The sequence below is a fragment of the Haloferax sp. Atlit-12N genome (assembly GCF_003383095.1).
In the GTDB taxonomy this organism is placed as follows: domain Archaea; phylum Halobacteriota; class Halobacteria; order Halobacteriales; family Haloferacaceae; genus Haloferax.
The window spans coordinates 945240-964752 of record NZ_PSYW01000001.1; the positions used below are offsets into that span (position 1 = coordinate 945240).

17 protein-coding genes are annotated in these 19513 nt (G+C 65.6%); 9 read left to right on the forward strand and 8 right to left on the reverse strand.

Translation table 11 applies throughout. The annotated features are described in order from the left end of the window. The first annotated feature begins 30 nt into the window (after positions 1 to 30). Positions 31 to 1086, forward strand: a complete 1056-nt coding sequence (locus tag C5B90_RS04900; protein ID WP_115879538.1) for a sensor histidine kinase KdpD — start codon at positions 31 to 33, stop codon at positions 1084 to 1086. Between the two features lie 536 nt (positions 1087 to 1622). Then, entirely contained in the window at positions 1623 to 2531 is a 909-nt protein-coding gene (locus C5B90_RS04905) for a serine/threonine-protein kinase RIO2 (RefSeq protein ID WP_115879540.1), read from the forward strand. Between the two features lie 144 nt (positions 2532 to 2675). Here C5B90_RS04905 and C5B90_RS04910 read toward each other — a convergent pair whose 3' ends face one another. Continuing rightward, positions 2676 to 3344, reverse strand: coding sequence for a helix-turn-helix domain-containing protein (locus C5B90_RS04910; protein WP_115879542.1), 669 nt, complete (start codon positions 3342 to 3344; stop codon positions 2676 to 2678). 525 nt (positions 3345 to 3869) lie between these two features. Between C5B90_RS04910 and C5B90_RS04915 the strand changes: the two genes are divergently transcribed. Next, the gene (locus C5B90_RS04915; protein WP_042661916.1) at positions 3870 to 4073 is read left to right on the forward strand and encodes a DUF1328 domain-containing protein; all 204 of its coding nucleotides are present in this window, start codon (positions 3870 to 3872) and stop codon (positions 4071 to 4073) included. A 36-nt stretch (positions 4074 to 4109) separates the two neighbouring features. Here the strand turns inward: C5B90_RS04915 and C5B90_RS04920 are convergent, their stop codons facing one another. Then, positions 4110 to 4943, reverse strand: coding sequence for a YihY/virulence factor BrkB family protein (locus tag C5B90_RS04920; RefSeq protein WP_115879544.1), 834 nt, complete (start codon positions 4941 to 4943; stop codon positions 4110 to 4112). A 226-nt stretch (positions 4944 to 5169) separates the two neighbouring features. Between C5B90_RS04920 and C5B90_RS04925 the strand changes: the two genes are divergently transcribed. Beyond that, complete coding sequence (locus C5B90_RS04925) at positions 5170 to 6426, forward strand: MFS transporter (protein ID WP_115879546.1); 1257 nt, start codon at positions 5170 to 5172, stop codon at positions 6424 to 6426. Positions 6427 to 6471: 45 nt separating this feature from the next. Here the strand turns inward: C5B90_RS04925 and C5B90_RS04930 are convergent, their stop codons facing one another. The 3 genes from C5B90_RS04930 to C5B90_RS04940 all read right to left on the reverse strand — a co-directional run bounded on the left by C5B90_RS04930 (position 6472) and on the right by C5B90_RS04940 (position 10760). Continuing rightward, positions 6472 to 7329: a cyclopropane-fatty-acyl-phospholipid synthase family protein gene (locus tag C5B90_RS04930; RefSeq protein ID WP_115879548.1), complete on the reverse strand. Its 858-nt coding sequence runs from the start codon at positions 7327 to 7329 to the stop codon at positions 6472 to 6474. Between the two features lie 150 nt (positions 7330 to 7479). Next, positions 7480 to 8550 carry a TrmB family transcriptional regulator sugar-binding domain-containing protein gene (locus C5B90_RS04935; protein WP_199517439.1) on the reverse strand — a complete coding sequence of 357 codons (1071 nt, stop codon included), beginning with the start codon at positions 8548 to 8550 and terminating at the stop codon, positions 7480 to 7482. A gap of 5 nt (positions 8551 to 8555) precedes the next feature. Next, complete coding sequence (locus C5B90_RS04940) at positions 8556 to 10760, reverse strand: alpha-amylase family glycosyl hydrolase (protein ID WP_115879550.1); 2205 nt, start codon at positions 10758 to 10760, stop codon at positions 8556 to 8558. A 104-nt stretch (positions 10761 to 10864) separates the two neighbouring features. Between C5B90_RS04940 and C5B90_RS04945 the strand changes: the two genes are divergently transcribed. Beyond that, positions 10865 to 12871: a glucan 1,4-alpha-glucosidase gene (locus C5B90_RS04945; protein WP_115879553.1), complete on the forward strand. Its 2007-nt coding sequence runs from the start codon at positions 10865 to 10867 to the stop codon at positions 12869 to 12871. Between the two features lie 69 nt (positions 12872 to 12940). Here the strand turns inward: C5B90_RS04945 and C5B90_RS04950 are convergent, their stop codons facing one another. Next, positions 12941 to 14074 carry an ABC transporter ATP-binding protein gene (locus C5B90_RS04950; protein ID WP_115879555.1) on the reverse strand — a complete coding sequence of 378 codons (1134 nt, stop codon included), beginning with the start codon at positions 14072 to 14074 and terminating at the stop codon, positions 12941 to 12943. A gap of 230 nt (positions 14075 to 14304) precedes the next feature. On the opposite strand from C5B90_RS04950, the gene C5B90_RS04955 reads away from it, so the two are divergent. The 4 genes from C5B90_RS04955 to C5B90_RS04970 all read left to right on the forward strand — a co-directional run bounded on the left by C5B90_RS04955 (position 14305) and on the right by C5B90_RS04970 (position 18430). Beyond that, positions 14305 to 15597 carry a substrate-binding domain-containing protein gene (locus C5B90_RS04955; protein WP_115879557.1) on the forward strand — a complete coding sequence of 431 codons (1293 nt, stop codon included), beginning with the start codon at positions 14305 to 14307 and terminating at the stop codon, positions 15595 to 15597. Positions 15598 to 15602: 5 nt separating this feature from the next. After that, positions 15603 to 16538, forward strand: a complete 936-nt coding sequence (locus C5B90_RS04960) for a carbohydrate ABC transporter permease (RefSeq protein WP_004044370.1) — start codon at positions 15603 to 15605, stop codon at positions 16536 to 16538. Then, the gene (locus C5B90_RS04965) at positions 16535 to 17611 is read left to right on the forward strand and encodes a sugar ABC transporter permease (protein ID WP_115879559.1); all 1077 of its coding nucleotides are present in this window, start codon (positions 16535 to 16537) and stop codon (positions 17609 to 17611) included. The genes C5B90_RS04960 and C5B90_RS04965 overlap by 4 nt, the downstream gene beginning before the upstream one ends. A 228-nt stretch (positions 17612 to 17839) precedes the next feature. Continuing rightward, positions 17840 to 18430, forward strand: coding sequence for a 50S ribosomal protein L15e (locus C5B90_RS04970; RefSeq protein ID WP_115879561.1), 591 nt, complete (start codon positions 17840 to 17842; stop codon positions 18428 to 18430). A gap of 30 nt (positions 18431 to 18460) precedes the next feature. On the opposite strand, the gene C5B90_RS04975 is transcribed toward C5B90_RS04970, so the two are convergent. Both C5B90_RS04975 and C5B90_RS04980 read right to left on the reverse strand, forming a co-directional pair. Next, positions 18461 to 19036, reverse strand: a complete 576-nt coding sequence (locus C5B90_RS04975) for a hypothetical protein (RefSeq protein ID WP_115879562.1) — start codon at positions 19034 to 19036, stop codon at positions 18461 to 18463. Positions 19037 to 19075: 39 nt separating this feature from the next. Continuing rightward, complete coding sequence (locus C5B90_RS04980; RefSeq protein ID WP_058568597.1) at positions 19076 to 19432, reverse strand: rhodanese-like domain-containing protein; 357 nt, start codon at positions 19430 to 19432, stop codon at positions 19076 to 19078. Positions 19433 to 19513 lie beyond the last annotated feature (81 nt).

The window sequence follows — 19513 nt, forward strand, 5'->3', positions numbered from 1 at the left end:
CGTTATTACTTCTACGAGAGTCAACGAACTGTGAACGTCTCTCGTCTCGTTAGTGCGGGGTCTCTCAGTCTCACCGGAGTGGCCCTGTTCGCCATCGTCTCAAACAGCGTCCCCTCGGTCGCGGCCGACCTCGCCGGCCTCGTCGCCGCGGGGTTCGGTCTGCTCATCTCGGTGCTCTTCGTCGCCGTCGGCCCCGTCGTCTACCGAAGCGACCTCAAGACCACCCACATCGCCCGCGTCGCCGGCTGGAACCTCCTCGGCGTCGTCGTCACCGTGTTCGTCCTCGCGCTCATCGGAAGCTACCAGCAGGCCGCGGGCGGGATGGTCAGCGAGCCGCTTTTCAGTGCGGCCGTGGTCGTCGGCGTGAGCGCCGTCGCACACGTCCTCATCGGCCTCAACGACGTGCGCCGGATTCGGACCCGCGAGCTATCGGAGCAGTACAAGCGGTCGGCGGTCATCAACCGACTCGTCCGCCACAACCTCCGGCACACCGCGCAGTTGCTCCTCGGCTGGGGCGACCAACTCGCCACCGACGGCGGCGACGACGAGACCGTCCACATCGGCGAGCGCCTGAAAGCGACCGGCGACGACCTCGGCACGATGAGCGACCAGGTCAAGACTGTCACCCAACTCGTCGACAGCGAACCCGAAGGCGAGACGGTCGACCTCCGCGCGCTCCTCGAACCGCTCGTCGACGACCACTCGGCGGACAACCCGGAGGCGACCATCACCGTCAGCGGCGACGGTCCAGTGACGGTCGTCGGCGGGACGAAGCTGAAAATCGCGTTCCGCGAAATCGTCGACAACGCCCTCGAATACGCCGGCCCCGCCCCCACAATCGAACTCGGGTACGAGCGCGTCGGCGGCGAGGTCGTCGTGCGAATCGCGGACGACGGGCCCGGCATCCCCGACCACCAGCGCGAACTCATCGAGCAGAACGTCGAAGAGAGCGACCTCGCCCACGGCAACGGCCTTGGCCTCTGGCTCTCGAAGTGGATTGTCGAGGCCTATGGCGGCGAACTCCGCCTTCCCCCGACCGACGACGGCGAGGGCGCGGTCGTCGAGTTCCACCTCGAGACGGCCTGAGCCCACGCCTCGAAGACGGCTGATACGAGAGCTATTTGCTCGGTTTTACTGTTTGAATCAGCCGCTTAGTGGATGTGCAAGTCAGTCAACGAGTTTTATGTATTTTTATTATTGCGTGTCTGATAGTTGTCATATGGCGGGCCCGGAGTCAAGCAACAGTACTGATTCGCGGGTTGATTCACACCCGACTGCATTTTTATATACTTAGTCGCATCCGGCGTTGTAGGAGGGCTAATCTACTCATTCGTATTGAATCAGCCTCTCTCCAGAGGGCTTTTGTACGGTATTACTGCTGGGATGATATTCGCTACTCTCAACGTTGTGTTTGGAGACTAACTCTCGAAAAGATGCAAGATACATCCTCGATGCGTCGCACCTCTCCGTAGCCCTGCCACGAGACACCTATCTTCCAGACTCCCCCGCCGAAACTGTGGATGAGTCGTCACACCCCTGATTTCGTATCGTCGCATGTGATTTATCGCGGCGACGTTCGCCGACTCGCGGGCCTTTTACGCCTCGCCGACGGACGGACGTGCATGGTACGGAACGTCGCCGGCGTCATGGCCGAACTCGAGCCCGAGGACTTCTACCTCCTCTCGGGCGTCGAGCAGGGCATGCGCTTCAGCGAGTGGGTCAACCGAGAGAAGCTCCCGAAGAACTCGGGGCTGACCGCCGAGGAGGTCGACTACCGCATCGACCGCTGTATGACCCGCGAGCTCATCGAGCGCAAGACCATCCAGTACGAGGGGTACAAGCTCACGGTCGAGGGGTACGACGCGCTCGCCCTCCGGACGTTCGCCCAGCGAGACACCATCCAAGGGTTCGGCGCACCCCTCGGCGTCGGCAAGGAAAGCGACGTGTTCGAGGTGCAGTCGTTCAAGCCACTCGCGCTCAAGTTCCACCGCGAGGGGTACACCAACTTCCGCGAGGTGCGCCGCGAGCGCGACTACACCTCCGAGAACCACCACGTCTCGTGGCTCTACACCGCCCGCAAGGCGGCCGAACGCGAGTACGAGGCGCTCGAAACCCTCTTTCCGCAGGTGTCGGTGCCGCGCCCGGTCGACCACAACCGCCACGCCATCATCATGGCGAAACTCGACGGCGTCGAACTCGCCAAGGCGAAACTCGAATCCGAACAGGTCACGGGCGTCCTCGACCTGATTCTCTCCGAGATGGCCGACGCCTACGAGGCCGGCTACGTCCACGCCGACATGTCCGAGTACAACGTCGCGGTCGGCGAGCGCGGCATCACAGTGTTCGACTGGCCGCAGGCCGTCCCGACCGACCACGACAACGCCCGCGAACTCCTCGCGCGCGACGCGAAGAACATCGTCGGCTACTTCCGCCGCAAGTACCCCGCCGAGATGCCCGACGAGGTTGACATCGACGCGCTGGCGGCCGCCATCGCCGAAAACGAGTTCGAGAGCGTCACCACCCACGCCTGACGGCCGCTCGCTCGGCGACGCCGGCTTTTAGCGACCCCGCTTTTCACCTGTGACGAGCGTCAGCGACCGGTCTCGTTCGCTGGGAGACCGCTCGATGGGAGAAATAAACCACATACTGCGATATGAAATTCCGGATCCGGCGTCTCAGTCTCGGAAGTCCTCCGGGACCGACCCGATGAGCAGAGAGTCTTCGATGAGCGCATCTGTTCCCCGCCTGATTCGCTCGGAGAGCGACTGATGCGAGACGCCCATCTTGTCGGCCAGTTCCGAGAGTGAGATTTGCCGGGGCACTTCGAAGTACCCCTCCCGCGCCGCCGTCGCCAGCGCCTCGAACTGGCTTTCGGTGAGACCGTACCGTCCGGCCGGTTCGGCGTCCATCTCTCGAATCGACTCGATTTCGAACCTCAGCCCGTGTTCCGCCGCGAAGTCGTGCGTCCGCGCGAAGTCGTCGCGAGCCGGGTAGAGTATGCGGAACTGCCACTCGTCGCCCCAGCCGTACGCGTCGAGAACCGTCGCGTGAGAGTTCGTTATCATCTGCAAGAGCAGGTGAACGTGGTCGACCCACGCCATCCGGTAGAGGAATTCGTCGTCGAACTCCGAGAGACAGGTGACTTCGTCGACTGACGGGTCTTCTCGCAGGGCGTCGTCGATGTCCGAGCGGTCGGCGTGACGAATCCACACGAGGGGCATCACGGTGTGTTCGCCGCTCTCGATGATACGCTCGCACTCGATTTCGACGCCCGGAAGCGCGGAGAGCGTGTGGCCTAACGCGAATTCGTCGGACGGAATCGCTCCCCGTACGATAGTTGCCATGGCGATGGGTAGGCGAGCGTGGTACATTTGTCTGCGGGGGCCATCGCCCGGCGGGTGGCCCGGGGCACACGCAAGCCCGCCAGTTACACTGCTTCGGAGACACGTTCAGAACGTGATTGGACGCCAACTGCTGGACTCGAAGTGGACGAGAACGCTGAGCGCGGTAACCTCGGTCGTCGCGGGAACCAGAGCGCTAGCAAAGGGGCGAACCAAACGAGGAGTGCTATTGATGGCTGCCGGAGCGTTCTCGCTCCGGTGGAGCAGCGCCGGATTCGTGGCGCAACTCGCCGCCGAAGCGGTGAACCGTCGCTAAGTCGGGGGCGGGTCGGCGAAGAGCGCCTCACGATGGACCGAACCTTGCCAATGCAGGGACCGGCCTCATTGTGTGTGAGAGGCAATCACGACCGCGATGAGAGACACAGTTCACGCCGATGAGACCGGAGACGCTTGCGCTCCGAAGCCGCCGAAACCCGTCGCACACGTCCGGGAGGTGAAACGCGGGGGCACGTGGCCCACCGCCGGACGATGACGCTCTCGGGGCTCGGAGTCGCCGCGCTCACGCCGCTGCAGGGTGGCGGCGGGTTCCTCTACTACGCGGTCGTGTTCCTCGTCTTGGCACTGGTCGCCGGGCTCGCCGGCTTCCGCGGAATCGCGGGGCTCTCGATGAAAGTCGCACGTATCCTCGTCGTCATCTTCCTCGTGCTGGCCATCGTCACGTTCCTCCTGTAAGGACGCTGAACGCTTTTTCGCGGCGACGCACCACGGTCAACCTCGCTCGTCACCCGTCGCCTCGTCACCGGGATACCAGTCGGCGTCGGCATCGACCCGGTTTGCCAGCACTGCGTTGACGACGACGCCGACGAGCAAAGCCAGCGAACCGACGTACAGCCACGTCAGGATGAGCAAGACTCCGCCCGCGGCACCGTAGAGTTCGATGCTCTGCGAGACCCCGAAGTAGAGGCGGAGCGCCTGCAGCGACGCCGTCCACCCGAGCGCCGCGAGCGCGGCCCCCGGAACCGGTTCGAGCGGGGAGACGTCGACGCCCGGAAACAGGGCGTACATCGGAACGAAAAGCACGGTGAGCAACGCCCACAGGAGAACCGGCGCGACGACCGACCACAGCAGGTGTGTCACGCGGAAGGAGACGATGAGACCGGCGGCGGCGATGACGCCGACACCGACCGCGACCGTCACCATGACGAGGGCGCTGTTGAGAAATCGCCTGAGTGCGGAGACCTCTTTCCGCGTGCCGTACACCTCGCTGAAGACGCTGTCCATCCCGCGAAACAGTCGGAACGAACTCCAGAGGAAGATGCCGAGGGCGAGCACCGCGGCGCGTAATCGCCCGGCTGACTGCCCGCTCACCGCTCTGAGCGTCGATTCGAACTGCGAGAGGTCGACGCCGACGAGGAGTTCGAACGTGGGGAGCAGGGCTTCGACCCGACCGGACATCGTGACGAGGACGAAAAGCAGGAGCGTCAGCGGGACGAGCGAGTTGAACGCGTAGTACGCGAGACTCGCGGCCGTCACCGTGACGTTCTTCTCGCGGATGACGGCGAGCGTCCGCGCGGCGAGACGACGGGCTCCGTCGCGGTCCATGGGCGTCCAACGAGAGGCCCACGTAATAGTTCGGTGGCGGGCCTGCGAACGTCCCACGCGGCCGGCGATGCGACGGTCCGGGAGGAACAGGGACGGGCTCGAGACGGCTACTCGGCCGCTGTTTGACATCCTCCCCGCCCTAAAGGGCGAGGTTTTAGCCTTGAAACTTCCATAGACCGCGACAGAGAAAGGAATAATTTAAATACTAGTCAACTGGTTGCCATTTATGGGTGTCATCGACAGGCGAATCCTCGTCCTCGCACTCGCGCGGTTTGCCGACACCATCGGAAACGGCATCCTCGTCGTCTTGATACCGGCATATCTGACGAGTGGATTCGTCTCACTATCGTTCAATATCTTCGAATTCGGGTTTACTGAAGCAACTCTCGTCGGCGTCAGCGTCTCGACGTACGCACTCGTAAGCGCCGGAACCCAACGGTACGCCGGTCGGCTCTCCGACTGGTTCGCCTACCGGAAGGGGTTCGTCGCACTCGGATTAGCGCTAATCGGCGGTGCCGACTTCCTCTATCCGTTCGTCGGTGGGTTCCCCGGTATCGTCCTACTCCGGGCGGTCCAGGGACTCGGTGCTGCGCTCTCGCTCCCGGCGTCAATGGCTATCGTCAACGAGTTCACCAAGGCGGGCGACCGCGGCGGCGACATCGGCCTGTTCAACGCGGTTCGGCTCTCCGGGTACGTCGTCGGCCCGCTCGTCGCGGGCGGCATCCTCTCCGGTGGGCCGTACGCCGTCCCGCTCTCCGATGGAGCGATTTCGGTGTCTCGATTCGCGCTCGCGTTCGTCGTTGCTGGGTCGGTAGTGGCGGTGAGCATCCTGCTCGTCGCTCTTTTCGTTCCCGAGCCGGACGAACAGATGTCGAGAGAGCGGAGTTCGCTCTCGCTGCGCGTGTTCGGAAACCAGCAGTTGTTCCACCCGATTTTTGCGCTTGGTGCGACTACGTTCCTACTCTCTGTCACCGTCGACCTGTTCGTTCCGATTCAACGGCTGGTCAATCAGCGACTCGGCCAGAGTCAAGCGATGTTCAGCGCGGAGTACGCGGCGCTCATGATCGCGGTCATCGTCCTTTTGATTCCCGCTGGAAAAGCGAGTGACCGCTTCGGACGGCGTGTGTTTATTCTCGCGGGCGCGGCGGCGCTCACCCCTGCCGTGTTCGTTCAGGCGTACATCACCTCACCGGTGCTGATGGTCGCCGCGAGGTTCCTGCAGGGGGGCGCGCTTGCGATCGCGTTCTCACCGTCACTGGCGTTCGCGGGGGACCTCGCGAACGCGGGCGAGTCGGGCAGTTGGCTCGCGATTATCACCACGACGTACGGGCTCGGGCGGGCGTGCGGCCCGCTCGTTGGGGGAGTACTCGGCGACATCTCGTATCAGCTCCCCTTCTTCGTCGGGAGCGTGTTAGCGCTCGTGGCGCTCGGCCTCGTCGTCACGCAAGTCAAGAAACCGGCCAACTCGGCCGACACCGTCTAATCCACCATCGAAGTGAGAGACAGCGAAGTCCGCACGGCCGCTCGCTCAGACGTTACCGTGGACGATGTTGTACGACCAGAGGCCCTGACGCAGCGTCCGGTATTGATAGTGGCAGGCGATGACGTGAGCTACCTCCGTCGGGGTTCCGCGACCCAACTGTTCGCGGAGTTTCACGAGCACGTACCGCGGAAAACTCGACATGAACGTGCCCCTCGAAAACGGGAGGACGTGCTCGTCGATATTGTCTGCAGTGACCTCCTCAAATCCGATATCCTCCATGTGCGCCCGGAAGTCGTCGACGTGAGCGAGATCTGGGACCTTCCACCCGTCGAGCCACTTACGCATGAGCTGTTCGTCCCGTTCGCGAAGGTCACGTTCGCTCCGATACCCGTCGGCGACGACGATTCGACCGTCGTCGTCGAGGACGCGGTACGCCTCTTCCAAGAAGTCCCGTTTATTCTCGGCGTAGCAGATGGCTTCGAGCCCCCAGACGACATCGAACGCATTGTCGTCGACCGTTTCCATCGCGGTGAAGTCGTCATACCGAAACTCAGCGTGGTCAGAGACGCCCCGCGTCTCCGCGAGCGACCGGGCGTGTTCGAGTTGGCTTTCGGTGATGTTGAGCCCGACCACCTCCGCACCGCGATGTTTCGCGATCCACGTGGCCGGGCCGCCGATGCCGCAACCGCAGTGGAGAACCCGGTCGTCGGCGTCGATATCGACCGTTTCGGCGAGCACTCTCGTCATGTTCTCGACCGCCGAATCGCGACTCGTGTGCTTGGCGTCGAAGTATCCGTAGTGAATAGACCGGTGGTCGTACTCGTCCATCGACTCCTGATACAGTTCGTGGACGGTCGAGTAGTACTGGCTGACTGCCTTGTTCGTGTCAACTGATTGTGGCATAAATCTGCCATATTATGACTATTTACTAAATGTTACGATATGTTCAACTCAATAGACAGTATTGAAATTTTGAACTAATTGTTTTCAGACATGTCTCTGTTCGGAACGTCGGTCAGTGAAGCACGCGAAAGACCGGCCGAACGTGCGGGCCTACTCGGCCGCCGTGAACTCCACCGCGTCGGCCTCGAAGTCCTCGACGAACGCGCCTTGCCCGCCGATGCTGTAAGTCCCCTCGTCCGTCTCGACGACGAAGGCGTTCTCGACCGGGAAGGAGTTGTTCGCGGGTTCGAGGAGGCCCTGCCGGATGTCCACCACGCGGCCGTGAAGTTCGGTCGGGCCGTCAGTGTGGACCATCCGTCCGGTGACGGTCACGTCGAGGTCGATACCCGCGCGCTCGCAGAGGGCGGCCTGCAGGACGGCGTGGCGGAAGTTGTGGTACATCGCCGGGAGCGGGTCGGGGTCTGTCGTGTACGCCTCGGCGGCCATCGGCCAGTAGTTTCCGAAGAAGGAGCCGACGATGACCGGGCCGAGGTGCGGTTGGGCGAAGACGATGGCCTGCGACTCGGAGTTCGACCGGGCGACCATCTCGCCGGGGGAGATGAGGCCCGTCCGCGAATCGACGGTGAGCATCGTGGGCATGAGTTCGTGCCAGACGCGCACCAGCGAGGCCACGCCGTCGAGTTCGAGGTCGTCGTGCGGTTCGACGCCGCTGACGACGAGCGAGACGAGCACGCCGCGCTCGCGGGCCGCGCGGAGTTCGTCTTCCACCTCGTCGAGCACATCGTAAGGGAGCGACAGCGTGATTTCGGACTCGGCGCGGCCGACGAGTTCGGCGATGCGCTTGAGAACCGTCACGCGGGACTTGATGACCTCGAATCGCTCCTGGTCGCGGGCGGTGGCCGTGTAGCGCTCCTCCAGCGCGGGGCGCATGGACTCGACGCTCTCGGAGAGCGATTCGATGACCTCCATCGGTGGCAGCGGCCGAATCGTGGTCGGCACGACGTGGTCGTTGACTTCCACGAAGCCGCGCGATTCCAGTTCCTTGCTCACGCTGTAGACGTAGCGCTTAGAGACGCCCGCCGCGTCGGCGATCTGGCTCGCCTTCGCCTCCCCGAGTTCGAGAAGCGTCAGATACGTGTCGACGACCTTCTCTGAGAGCCCGAACTGCTCCAGGAGGTCGGCGAGTTCCCGGTCGTCCATGGTCGGACTGTCATCGACCATGATACTTAATGGCTCGAATCGCCGACGGCGCGAAGTACGACCGCGTCGGCGACGGTGACGCGGACGCCCTCATCGCCCGCGGCCGCGCCGCTCGCGTCACCAGCGCCGACTCGCTCGCCCGTCAGCAGGTCGGTCTCCGCCGTCTCCGCGCCGAGTTCGACGGTCGTCGGCTTCCCGTCGAAGTTCAGGACGACGACGAGTCGGTCGGTGCCGTCGTCGCGGGCGAACGCGACTACGCGGTCGGACTCGACGCCGCCGTCTCCGGCGGGGGCAACGCTGGCAGAGACGGGTTCGACGTCGCCGACGCGGAGCACCTCGTGCGCGTCGCGGAGGCGGGAGAGCCGCCGGTGGAAATCCACGAGGTCGGCGTCGGCGTCGTGCCAGCGCATCGTCCCGCGCTGATCCGCGACGCCGGTCTCCTGCCCGTAGTATATCATCGGCGCGCCGGGGAGCGTGAACGTCGCGGCCGCGGCCGCCCGAAGCGCGTCGTCGCCGACGTCGCTCCGGTAGCGCTCCTCGTCGTGGTTCTCGATGTACCGGAGTTGCACGGCGTCGTCGGGGAAGCCGTGCCAGCGGGCGTCGGCGACGGCGTCGAGGACGGCGGTCGCCGGCTTCTCGCCAGCGCCGACCTCGCGGAGCGCCCCGTACAGCGTCGTGTCGTAGTGGGCGTCGAACTCGTTTTCGTGGTACGCAGGGTCTCGCGGGATGGTCTCGTCGAGGAGCAGGAACTCGGGGTCGTCGGCCTTCACCCGCTCGCGGACCTCCTTCCAGAAGCCGTGGGGGACGCCCCACGCCACGTCGCACCGGAAGCCATCGACGACTGTCGCCCACTCGGTGACCACGTCGAGCATCCACGACCGGACCGCCGGCGAGTCGTAGTTGAGGTTCGGGATGCGCGTCCAGTTGAAGTAGTGTTCCGCCGCGCCGGGTCCGCCCCAGTCCACGTCGGATGGGTCCTCGCGCTCTGGAACGCGGGCGTAGTGGTCCTCGTAGCCGGGGACGCCGGTGGAGTGGAACTGGAAGGCCGGGTGGTCCCGCGACGTGTGGTTGATGACGAGGTCGAAGACGACGCGGATGCCGGCGTCGTGGCATCGGTCGACGAGCGCCTCGAAATCCTCGCGCGTACCGAGGTCCGACGCGGTCTCGAAGTAGTCGGTGACGTGGTAGCCGTGGGTCGTGTAGCTCTCCAGTATCGGCGTGAGCCACAGGCAGTCGACGCCGAGGGATTCGAGGTAGGGAACCCGCCGGGCGAGTTCGTCGAACGTCGGGTCGGGCGTCTCACCGACGAACGACCGGACGAACACCTCGTAGACGGTCGCGTGGTGCGCCCACTCGGGCGCGTCGCCGGGGCGCGAAACGGCGAGGCCCGCGAGGCCGGAACCGGGTTCGTCGCCCGCGTCCTCGGATTCCACGACCAGCGTGTCGAGAATCGAGTGCCGGACGGACGGCTCGCCCGACTCACTCGACTCACCCGACCCGGCCGTGGTTTGGACCGCGACGGCGTGGACCCGAACCGGCGAGTCGAGCCCACGGAGCGTTTCGACCGGGACGCGCAGGCTGTCGCCGCCGACCTCGCAGTCGCCCGGTTCGAGCGCGTCGCGGCCGTCGAACAGGAACTCGACGGCGAGCGTCGCCTCCCCGGCGTCGGGTGCGGTGTCCGCGTCAGCGACCACGACGAGTTCGTCGCTGTTCTCCTGCTCGACTCGCCCGTCGAGTCGAACCCGCGGGCGGCCCGGTCCGGGGACTTCGACGTCGCCGCGGACCTGCTCCGCGAGGTCGTCGTGCGGGGCGAACCCGAACGGGTGCGTGCCCGGCGGGAGGTCCACGTCGAGGACGTAGTCGTCGCCGACGCGGCGCGGTCGGTCGCGGCCGACGAGACGGTCGTTGAACGGGCCGATGACGGCGACTTCGTCCGGCGACGTGGGTTCGAGGTCGGCCGCGGGGACCGCCATCGTCGCCGGGCGGCGGTCGTCGGGGAAGGCGCGAACGGTCTGTTCGTGGCGGCCGTCGGGCGCGTCGAGTTCGAGATGGTACGTGCCGGGAGCGTCGGGTTCGAGGTGGACGACCGGGCCCGAGCCGACCGTCACGGCGCTCTCCGCGGGGGCGTCGAGAACGCGCCAGCGGTACGTTGCGTCCCGTTCGGGGGCTCTCGGGGCGAGTTCGACGGGGCGGCCGACCGTCGTGACTCGCGGCGGACCGGGGTGATGCATACCACCTCTCCGGGGAGGGGGGCCCTTACCGTTTCGAAACCGCATGAAAGTTTGAAGGAACATTACACCAAGATTATTATCTGCGGGGGTCCCACGACTCAGCAATGCAACTACGCGACGCGCTGGCCGACTACAAGCGGCACGCAGACCACCCGACTCGGTTTCCGGGCGAGCGACGGACGACGAGCGGCCTGTTTTCGGGCCTCGGAAGCCGGTTAGTCCACGTCGAGACCGACGGCTCGCTCCGCGACTTCGGCTACCCGCTGTCCGGGCTCTGGGGGGTCGAGCGCTCCCGATTCGGCATCCGCCCCGTCGGCGACGAGGCCGGCGTCTACTGGTTCGACGAGGGCGCGAGCCAGTCGTACACGGGCGACGGCGCGCTCGTCGTCACCGACCACGAGACGCCCCACGGCGACGTGACGCAGTACGACCTCGCGGTCGGCGACGGCCACGTCAGCCGGTTCGAGACCGACGCCGACGTGGAACTCGTCGCCTTCGTCCACTTCCAGCCGGACGGCCGCGACACGCTCGTCGGGCAACTGACCCACGGCGACGCGGTGGAAGCGTACCACGCCGAGGAACACGACTTCCTCGCGTCGTCGCCGGCGTTCGAGCACGTCGAGGGACGCGTGCCCGAGGGCTTCGACGAACTGCTCTCGGAGGGCGAGGTCGAACTGCCGCGTCCCCGCACCGACGACTGCTACGAGGAGGGCCAACTGAGCGGCGCGGTCGTCGGGACGGTCCCGTTCGAGTCGGGCGCGGCCGCGGTCGGCCACCTGCTCACCGACGACACCGAGACCGGCCGCGAGGACGCGCTCGAAACCGTCCGCGACCTCGTCGCCCGCGACCTCGACGACCTCCGCGAGCGCGCCGCGACGGAGGTCGAAGGCGCGGTGCCCGACCACCGCGAATCGGCCGCGATGCGCGCCGACATCCGCGTGCTCTCGCTGCTTTCGGGGGGGCTCGGCCTCCGAATCGCCGGCCCCGACTTCGACCCCTACTACGCCTATTCCGGCGGCTACGGCTACACGTGGTTCCGCGACGACGCCGAAATCTCGAAATTCCTCTTCGAGTCCGACGAGCGACTCGACCTCGGCCTCGACGCGTGGCACGAGCGGAGCGCCCGCGCCTACTGCCGCACCCAGCGCGAGGACGGCTCGTGGCCACACCGCGTCTGGCCCTTCGACGGCTCGCTCGCCCCCGGCTGGGCGAACGCCCGTCTCGAATCGGGTGACGACGCGGACTATCAGGCCGACCAGACGGGGAGTGTCATCGCCTTCCTCGCGGCCTACCACGACCGCTGTGCCGACGACGACCTCCGCGACGACATCGAGGAGACGCTCGCGCGCGCCCTCGACAGCCTCGACGACACCCTCGGCGACGACGGCCTCCCTATCGACTGCCAGAACGCGTGGGAGAACATGACCGGCCGGTTCAGCCACACCGCGGCGACGTTCCTCGAAGCCTACGCCGCGCTCGCGCTGTCCGACCTCGATTCGGCACTGACCGACCGGGCCGCGGAGCGTGCCCGCGAGGTGTACGAGGGTATCGACCACCTCTGGAGCGAGGGTCGCGGCTGTTACGCGCTCCGCGTCGCCGACGGCGAACTCGACGACCGCTACGACTCCGCCGCGCTCGCGCTCGCGTCGGCCCACCGGACCTACGACCGCCTCGAATCCGTCGACGACGACCGACTCGACCGACTCGTCCGCCACGTCGAGTCCGTCTTCGACGGCCTCTGGCACGACCCCGACGACAGCGACGTGAAGGGACTCGTCCGCTTCGAGGGCGACGACTGGCGGATGCGCGAGCAGTCCTCGGAGAAGATTTGGACCGTCTCGACCGCGTGGGGCGCGAACGCCGGCGTCGAACTCGCCGCCCTGCTGGCCGAACACGACGACGACCGGGCGGGGACGTTCGCCGACGAGGGTCGAGAACTCCTCGACCTCGTCCTCCCCGACGGCCCGCTGTGCACCGACGAAGGTTACCTCGCGGAGCAGTTCTTCGACGACGGCACGCCCGACAGCGCGACGCCGCTCGGCTGGCCGCACGCGCTCCGGCTGGCGACGCTGGCGACGCTCGACGCCGACGACGCCTTCGACGGGGAGTAAGTCGGCGGCGACGGGGCTGTCGAACAACGAGAGGCCGCCGCGAGAAAACAGCGAACTACTTCTTCACGGTTACTGCGTCGGGGCCGCGCGTCGCTTGGACTCGCGGTAGAGGAGCGACTCGCCGGTCCGCGGGTGGAAGACGTGGAGGTCCGACTCGTCGAAGGTGACGCCGACCGTCTCGCCCGTCTCGGGTTCGATGTCCGAGTCGACGCGGGCGATGAAGTCGGGGCCGATGTCGAGGTGGAGGTAGTTGTCCGAGCCGATGGGTTCGACGACGCCGACCGTCGAATCGACGACGTTCTCGCCGGACGAGGCCGTCACCACGTCCTCCGGGCGGACGCCGATGCGGAGCTCTGTCGCGTCGGTGTCCTCGCGGAGCGTCGCCGAGAACGACTCGGACAGACGGTAGGAGAACGCTCCGTCGCCGACGAGGACGAGGCGGTCACCCTCGCGTTCGACCGACACGTCGAGGAAGTTCATCGAGGGAGAGCCGACGAAGCCGCCGACGAACTCGTTGGCGGGGTTCTCGTACACGTCTTTCGGGCGGCCGACCTGCTGGAGTTTCCCGTCGTTGAGGATGACGATTTTGTCACCCATCGTCATCGCCTCCTCCTGGTCGTGCGTGACGTACAGCGAGGTGATACCGAGTTCGTTCTGGAGGCGCTGAATCTCGGTCCGCATCGTGGTGCGGAGCTTCGCGTCGAGGTTCGAAAGCGGCTCGTCGAACAGGAACACGTCGGGTTCGCGGACGATGGCGCGGCCGAGCGCGACGCGCTGTTTCTGCCCGCCGGAAAGCTCGTCGGGCTTGTCGTCGAGGAGGTCCTCGATGCCCATCATCGCCGCCGTCTCGCGGACGCGCTCGCGGCGCTCGTCCTTCGAGAGGTCGGTGCTCATCCGCAGGCCGAACGCCATGTTCTGCATGACGGTCTTGTGCGGGTACAGCGCGTAGTTCTGGAACACCATCGCCACGTCGCGCTTGCGGGCGTGCTGGTCCGTGACGTCCTCGTCGCCGATTCGAATCGTGCCGCCGGAGGGCGATTCGAGCCCCGCGACCATGCGGAGCGTCGTCGACTTCCCGCAGCCAGACGGGCCGACGACGGTGATGAACTCGCCGTCCTCGACGTCGAGTGCGAGGTCCTCGACGGCGACGACGCGACCCCGGTCGTACTCCTTGCGAAGCGCTTCGAGCGTGAGACGTGCCATTACTCACCGTCTGTTCCCATCGTCCATAATCGTTTTCCTATTTTCTGAATTTGTGATGCAATAGTTCGTATTGAATTTTAGAAGCCTGATTTTGGCATCTGCAGCCAATCTTTCGGGAGACTAGGGAATCGTACCGGGGCACCAAATTGGCAATTTTCTCCGCGAATGCGGGCGTCATTCCGAACTATTAAATATATGAACACATAGTTCATCATAGATTCGTTATGCCAATGAACCGCCGCACAATCCTGAAGCAACTGGCAGGCACGACGGCCGTCGGCGCACTCGCAGGGTGCGTGGGCGTGTCGGAGACCGATTCGACGCAGACGCCCGAACAGAGCGGTGCGGAGGGCGACGACGGTGGCGAGGAGACCACCGCGGGAGGGGAGACCGAGTCCGCGGGCCCGAGCGGGACGTTCACGCTCTGGCACCAGCGCGCGGAAGCCGAGAAGAAGGCGCTCGAAGCCAACGCCGAGACGTTCACCTCGGAGACGGCACATACGGCGAAGCCCGCCGAAATCGCCGACCTCCGGAAGAAGACGACCTCCGCCATCCCGGCCGGACAGGGCGCGGGCATGTTCGACTGGGCCCACGACTGGACCGGCGAGTACTACCAGAACGGCTTCCTCTCGGACCAGAGCGACCAGCTGGACGTTGACCTCTCGGTCTACACCCGCCCCGCACAGGAGGCGGTCCAGTTCGACGGCGCGACCGTCGCGCTCCCCTACGCGGCCGAGACCGTCGGCCTCATCTACAACAAGGAGATGGTGGACGAAGCGCCCGAGACCATCGCCGACATGACGGCCATCATGGAGGAGTACCACGACCCCGAAAACGGGATGTACGGCCTCAGCTACCCGCTGAACGCCTACTTCATGAGCGCGTGGGCTCACGCCTTCGGTGGCTACTACTTCGACGAGTCGAACGTCGAACTCGGCCTGTCGAACGAGGCGACGCTCGAAGGGTTCCAATTCATCCTCGACAGCTTCGTCCCGTACCAGCCGAAGGACACGGGCTACGACCCGCAGGCGGCGGTCTTCCTCGAAGGTAACGCGCCGTTCGCCATCAACGGGCCGTGGTTCCTCGGCGACGTTCGCTCCAACGACATCGACGCCGGAATCACCCGGCTCCCCTCGCCCGAGGGTGACGCCGAGCCCAAGCCGTACACGACGGTCAAGCAGCTCTACTTCACCTCGACGCTGGAGGGCGACGAGGCGACGGCGGCGGCGTCCCGCGCGTTCGCCGAGTGGTACACCACGAACACCGACGTGCTCTCGGCGAACGCCGAGGAGTTCGGCTACATTCCGGTCCACAAGGAACTCGCTTCGAGCAGCGACCTCCCCGAGGCCGTCCAGGGCTTCTCGGAGTCCGTCTCGCTCGGCACCCCCATCCCGACCCACCCGAACATGGGCGACGTGTGGGGGCCGCTCGAAGACGCCTTCAACAGCGTGAAAAACGGCGACGCGGAGCTCGAACCCGCGTTCACGAAGGCCGAAGAGAGCATCCGGTCTAACTGGGAGTAAGGACGATGAGCGTCGTCGACAGCGCCGTCGAGCGCGTCGCGGACAGCCCGGTGGTGAGCAAGGACGACTTGCCCTTGCTGTTGGTACTGCCGGGGCTGTTCGTCTTCCTCGCGTTCATGCTGTTTCCCGTCCTGTACCTGGTGTATCTCTCGTTCACCAACGCGGAGCCGGCCACGCTGTTCCAGGGCAAAGAGCAGTGGGTCGGCCTCGCCAACTACGTGACGGTCCTCTCGGACGGCCAGTTCTGGAACTCGATGGGCGTGACGTGGCTGTTCGTCGCTACGTCGGTCGCGCTCAAGGTGCTCGTCGGCCTCGGCATCGGGCTCGTGGTGACGGGCGAGCGCGTCCGCGGCAAGCGGTTCATGCGCGCGCTCATCATCATCCCGCTCGGCCTGCCGGGCATCTTCACCATCACCATCTGGCGCGGTATCTTCAGTTCGGCCGAGTTCGGCCTCGCCAACCAGTTCCTCCGGATGGCCGGCCTCGACTCCATCGCCTGGCTCTCCGAGCGGTGGATGGCCTTCCTCGCCTACAACGTCACCGAGGCGTGGCTGGCGTACCCGTTCATGGTCATCATTACCGTGAGCGCCCTGCAGGACGTCTCCGAGGAACTCCACGAGGCGGCGATGATAGACGGCGCGGGCTTCTTCGCCCGCTTCCTGCACGTGACGCTTCCCTCTATCAAGCGCCCCGTGTTGTTCGCCTCGATTCTCACGGCCGCGGCGTCGTTCCAGCAGTTCCTCATCCCGTACGTGTTCAATCAGGGCGGGCCGTCGCGGACGAACGAACTCCTCATCGTCTACGGCTACCGTGAGGCGTTCCGCTTCCAGAAGTACGGTGAGGGCGCGGCTATCATGCTCGTCGCCGTGGCCGTCATCGGCGTCTTCATGATGCTAAACGTCAAGAAAGGACAGCTCGCCGACGGGGTGGACGACGCATGAGCGTCATCTCAGACATCGCGTCCGAACTCGCCGACGACGCGCGGGCCGCCGCGATGGCTCCCGTCGAGTCGGTCAAGGACGCCAAGTACACCCTCGAAGGCATCCGCGAGGGGCGCGTCAGCCCCGCGACGGTGCTGAAGACCGCCGGCATCACCCTCGGTGCCACGGTCGTCGTCGCGCTCCTGTTGTTCCCGCTGTACTGGGTCGCCGTCGGGGCCTTCTCGGGCACCGGCGCGTCGCTGTACTCGTCGAGCGGGATTCGCCTGTGGCCGGCCGACCCGACCATCGAGCCGTTCCTGTGGGTCATCGGCGACCTCATCGTCCCGAGCTACCGCATCAGCCTCGGCCTCGGCGGCTACGAGGTGTTCCTCCAGACGCCCGAACTGGCGTTCCTCGACGTGTCGCAGTACGGGGTCACGGAGACCTCCGAGTTCAAGCGGTTCTTCGCGAACAGCCTCACCGTGGCGATTCCGACGGTGCTGCTCGCGATGTGTCTCATCGTCCCCAGCGCGTACGCGCTGTCGCGCCGGCAGTTCATCGGCCGCTCGAAGGTGCTGTACGGCTACGTGCTGTTCACCCAAATCGGCGGCGGGCTGGGCGTCGCGCTCCTCATCGCGCTGTACGCCCTGTTCGTCCAGTTCGGCTTCAACGACAGCAAACTCGCGCTGTCGGCGTACTACGCCGCCACCGCGGTCCCGTTCAACACGTGGCTCCTGAAGACGTACATGGACGGGATTCCCGTCTCCTACGAGGAGGCCGCGATGATGGACGGCGCGCCGTCGTGGAAAATCGTCACCGAAATCATCCTGCCGCTGTCGAAGGCGGGACTGGCGACGGTGTTCATCTTCACCTTCCTCACCGGGTGGACCGAGTTCGTCGTCGCCCAGACGCTGCTTTCGACGGACAACTACACCCTGCCCGTCGGGCTGTACTCGCTCGTCGGGCGGTACTCCATCCCGTGGGCCCGGTTCTCGGCGTTCGCGCTGACGTTCGCCGCACCCATCATGCTCATCTACCTGTTCGCACAGCGCTACATCGAAGGTGGCCTGTCGTTCGGTGGGATGGAAGGCTGAGCCGCGTCGGGCGCACCCTCGATACCGTCTTTTTCGGCCGCCTCACCACGTGAGTCGGTAGCACGCGCGCCGTGAGAATCCGAAGTCCTTAACCCTCCCCTGCCGGTAGTTCCGCCAACTCGCTGGCAATGCGGGCACGCCAGAGGGCACCCGTCACGCACGGGACGAAATGTGGTCTCAGGGGGATTCCCCGACGGACTGAATCGCAAGCGCCCGCGGTGATATACAATGGCACGAAGCTTCTATTCCCACATCAAGGAAGCGTGGAAGACCCCGAAGGAAGGCAAGCTGGCCGAACTCCAGTGGCAGCGAAAACAGGAGTGGCGCAACCAGGGCGCTATCGAGCGCATCGAGCGCCCCACCCGCCTCGACAAGGCCCGTGAGCTCGGCTACAAGGCCAAGCAGGGCATCGTCGTGGTCCGCGTCTCCGTCCGCAAGGGCGGCGCGCGCAAACAGCGCCACAAGGCCGGCCGCCGCACGAAGCGCCAGGGCGTCAACCGCATCGGTCGCCGGAAGTCCATCCCGCGCATCGCGGAGGAACGCGCCTCGCGCAAGCACCCCAACCTGCGCGTGCTGAACTCCTACGGCGTCGGACAGGACGGCTCCCAGAAGTGGCAGGAAGTCATCCTCATCGACCCCGAGCACCCGGCCATCCAGAACGACGACGACCTCAACTGGATCTGCGACAACACCCACGACGGCCGCGCCTTCCGCGGTCTCACCAACGCGGGCAAGAAGAACCGCGGTCTCCAGAACCGCGGCAAGGGTACGGAGCACATCCGTCCCTCCATCCGCTCCGGCAACGGCCGCGGCAAGTAACGCCCCGCGCACCGCGCCGATCTTCTCTCTTTATCGACCGCTGAGCGACTGCTGTCTCGTGAGTACGAAGCCGACGAGCCCAGGCCCCACGACAGCGACGACGAGTTCGAGAGCGACGACCACGAGAAGGGAGATGCTGAGCCCACAGAATCCGGCGAGACAGGTCGTTACGCCGTCGAGATGAAGCAGATGGCCGCCCGTTGGTCCACCGGGTGCGACGAAGAGCCCGAACACGGCCAGCATTGCGACCAACCATCCGTACGTCACCTGACGCAACGCCGTCTCCGAATCGACACCTCGCAGGCGACGAACGAGATACTGACCGAGGAGGAGTGGGGCGGTCCACAGCACGACGAACGCAACGACACCTGAGGCGACGAGTGCGGCCGCAACACCCCACAACGAGCCACCGCCCGCGACTGCCCAGACGATTGCCGTTCCGACGAGGTACAGCAGGCTCACGCCCAAAAGTGAGCGTCGAAGACCTGCGCTGAACGGCTGCGACCCACGACGCCACGAGAGGTGCGCGCCGAGCGTCACAAGTGTCGCGATGCCGGCGGTTACGACGAAGACGAAGACCGGGAGCAGTCCAGTCGGGAGGGTCATACCTGGAACGTCACTTCGCTGTCAGAAAAACGTGGGTGCTCAGAACGGCGACGTGGGACCGAGGTCCGCTTCGCCCTCGCTCTCGGTGCCGTCTTCGACCGCGCCGTCCCACGCGTCGAAGCCGCCCCGGAGGCTGGACACGTCGGCGTCGACGTTGCTGTCCAGCACCGAGGCGACCTGTTTCGAACTCTTGCCGACGTAACACGAGACGACCACCTCGGCGGGCCACTCGCGGTCGAACACCTCGGGGCCGAGCGTCGCCGCCGGGAGGTTCTCCGACCCAGGGATGTGGCCGGACGTGTACGACGAGGGGTCTCGGATATCGACGACGGCGAGGTCATCGTCGTCGTCGGCCAGTTTCTCGCGTAGTTCGTCGGGCGTCGTCTCGGCGACCATACCCGACGTGACGGGCGGAGCGTCAAAGGCGCGTCGCTTCCGGCGATGTCGTCGGCAGCGCGGGCAGTCCGGGCTTCGGGG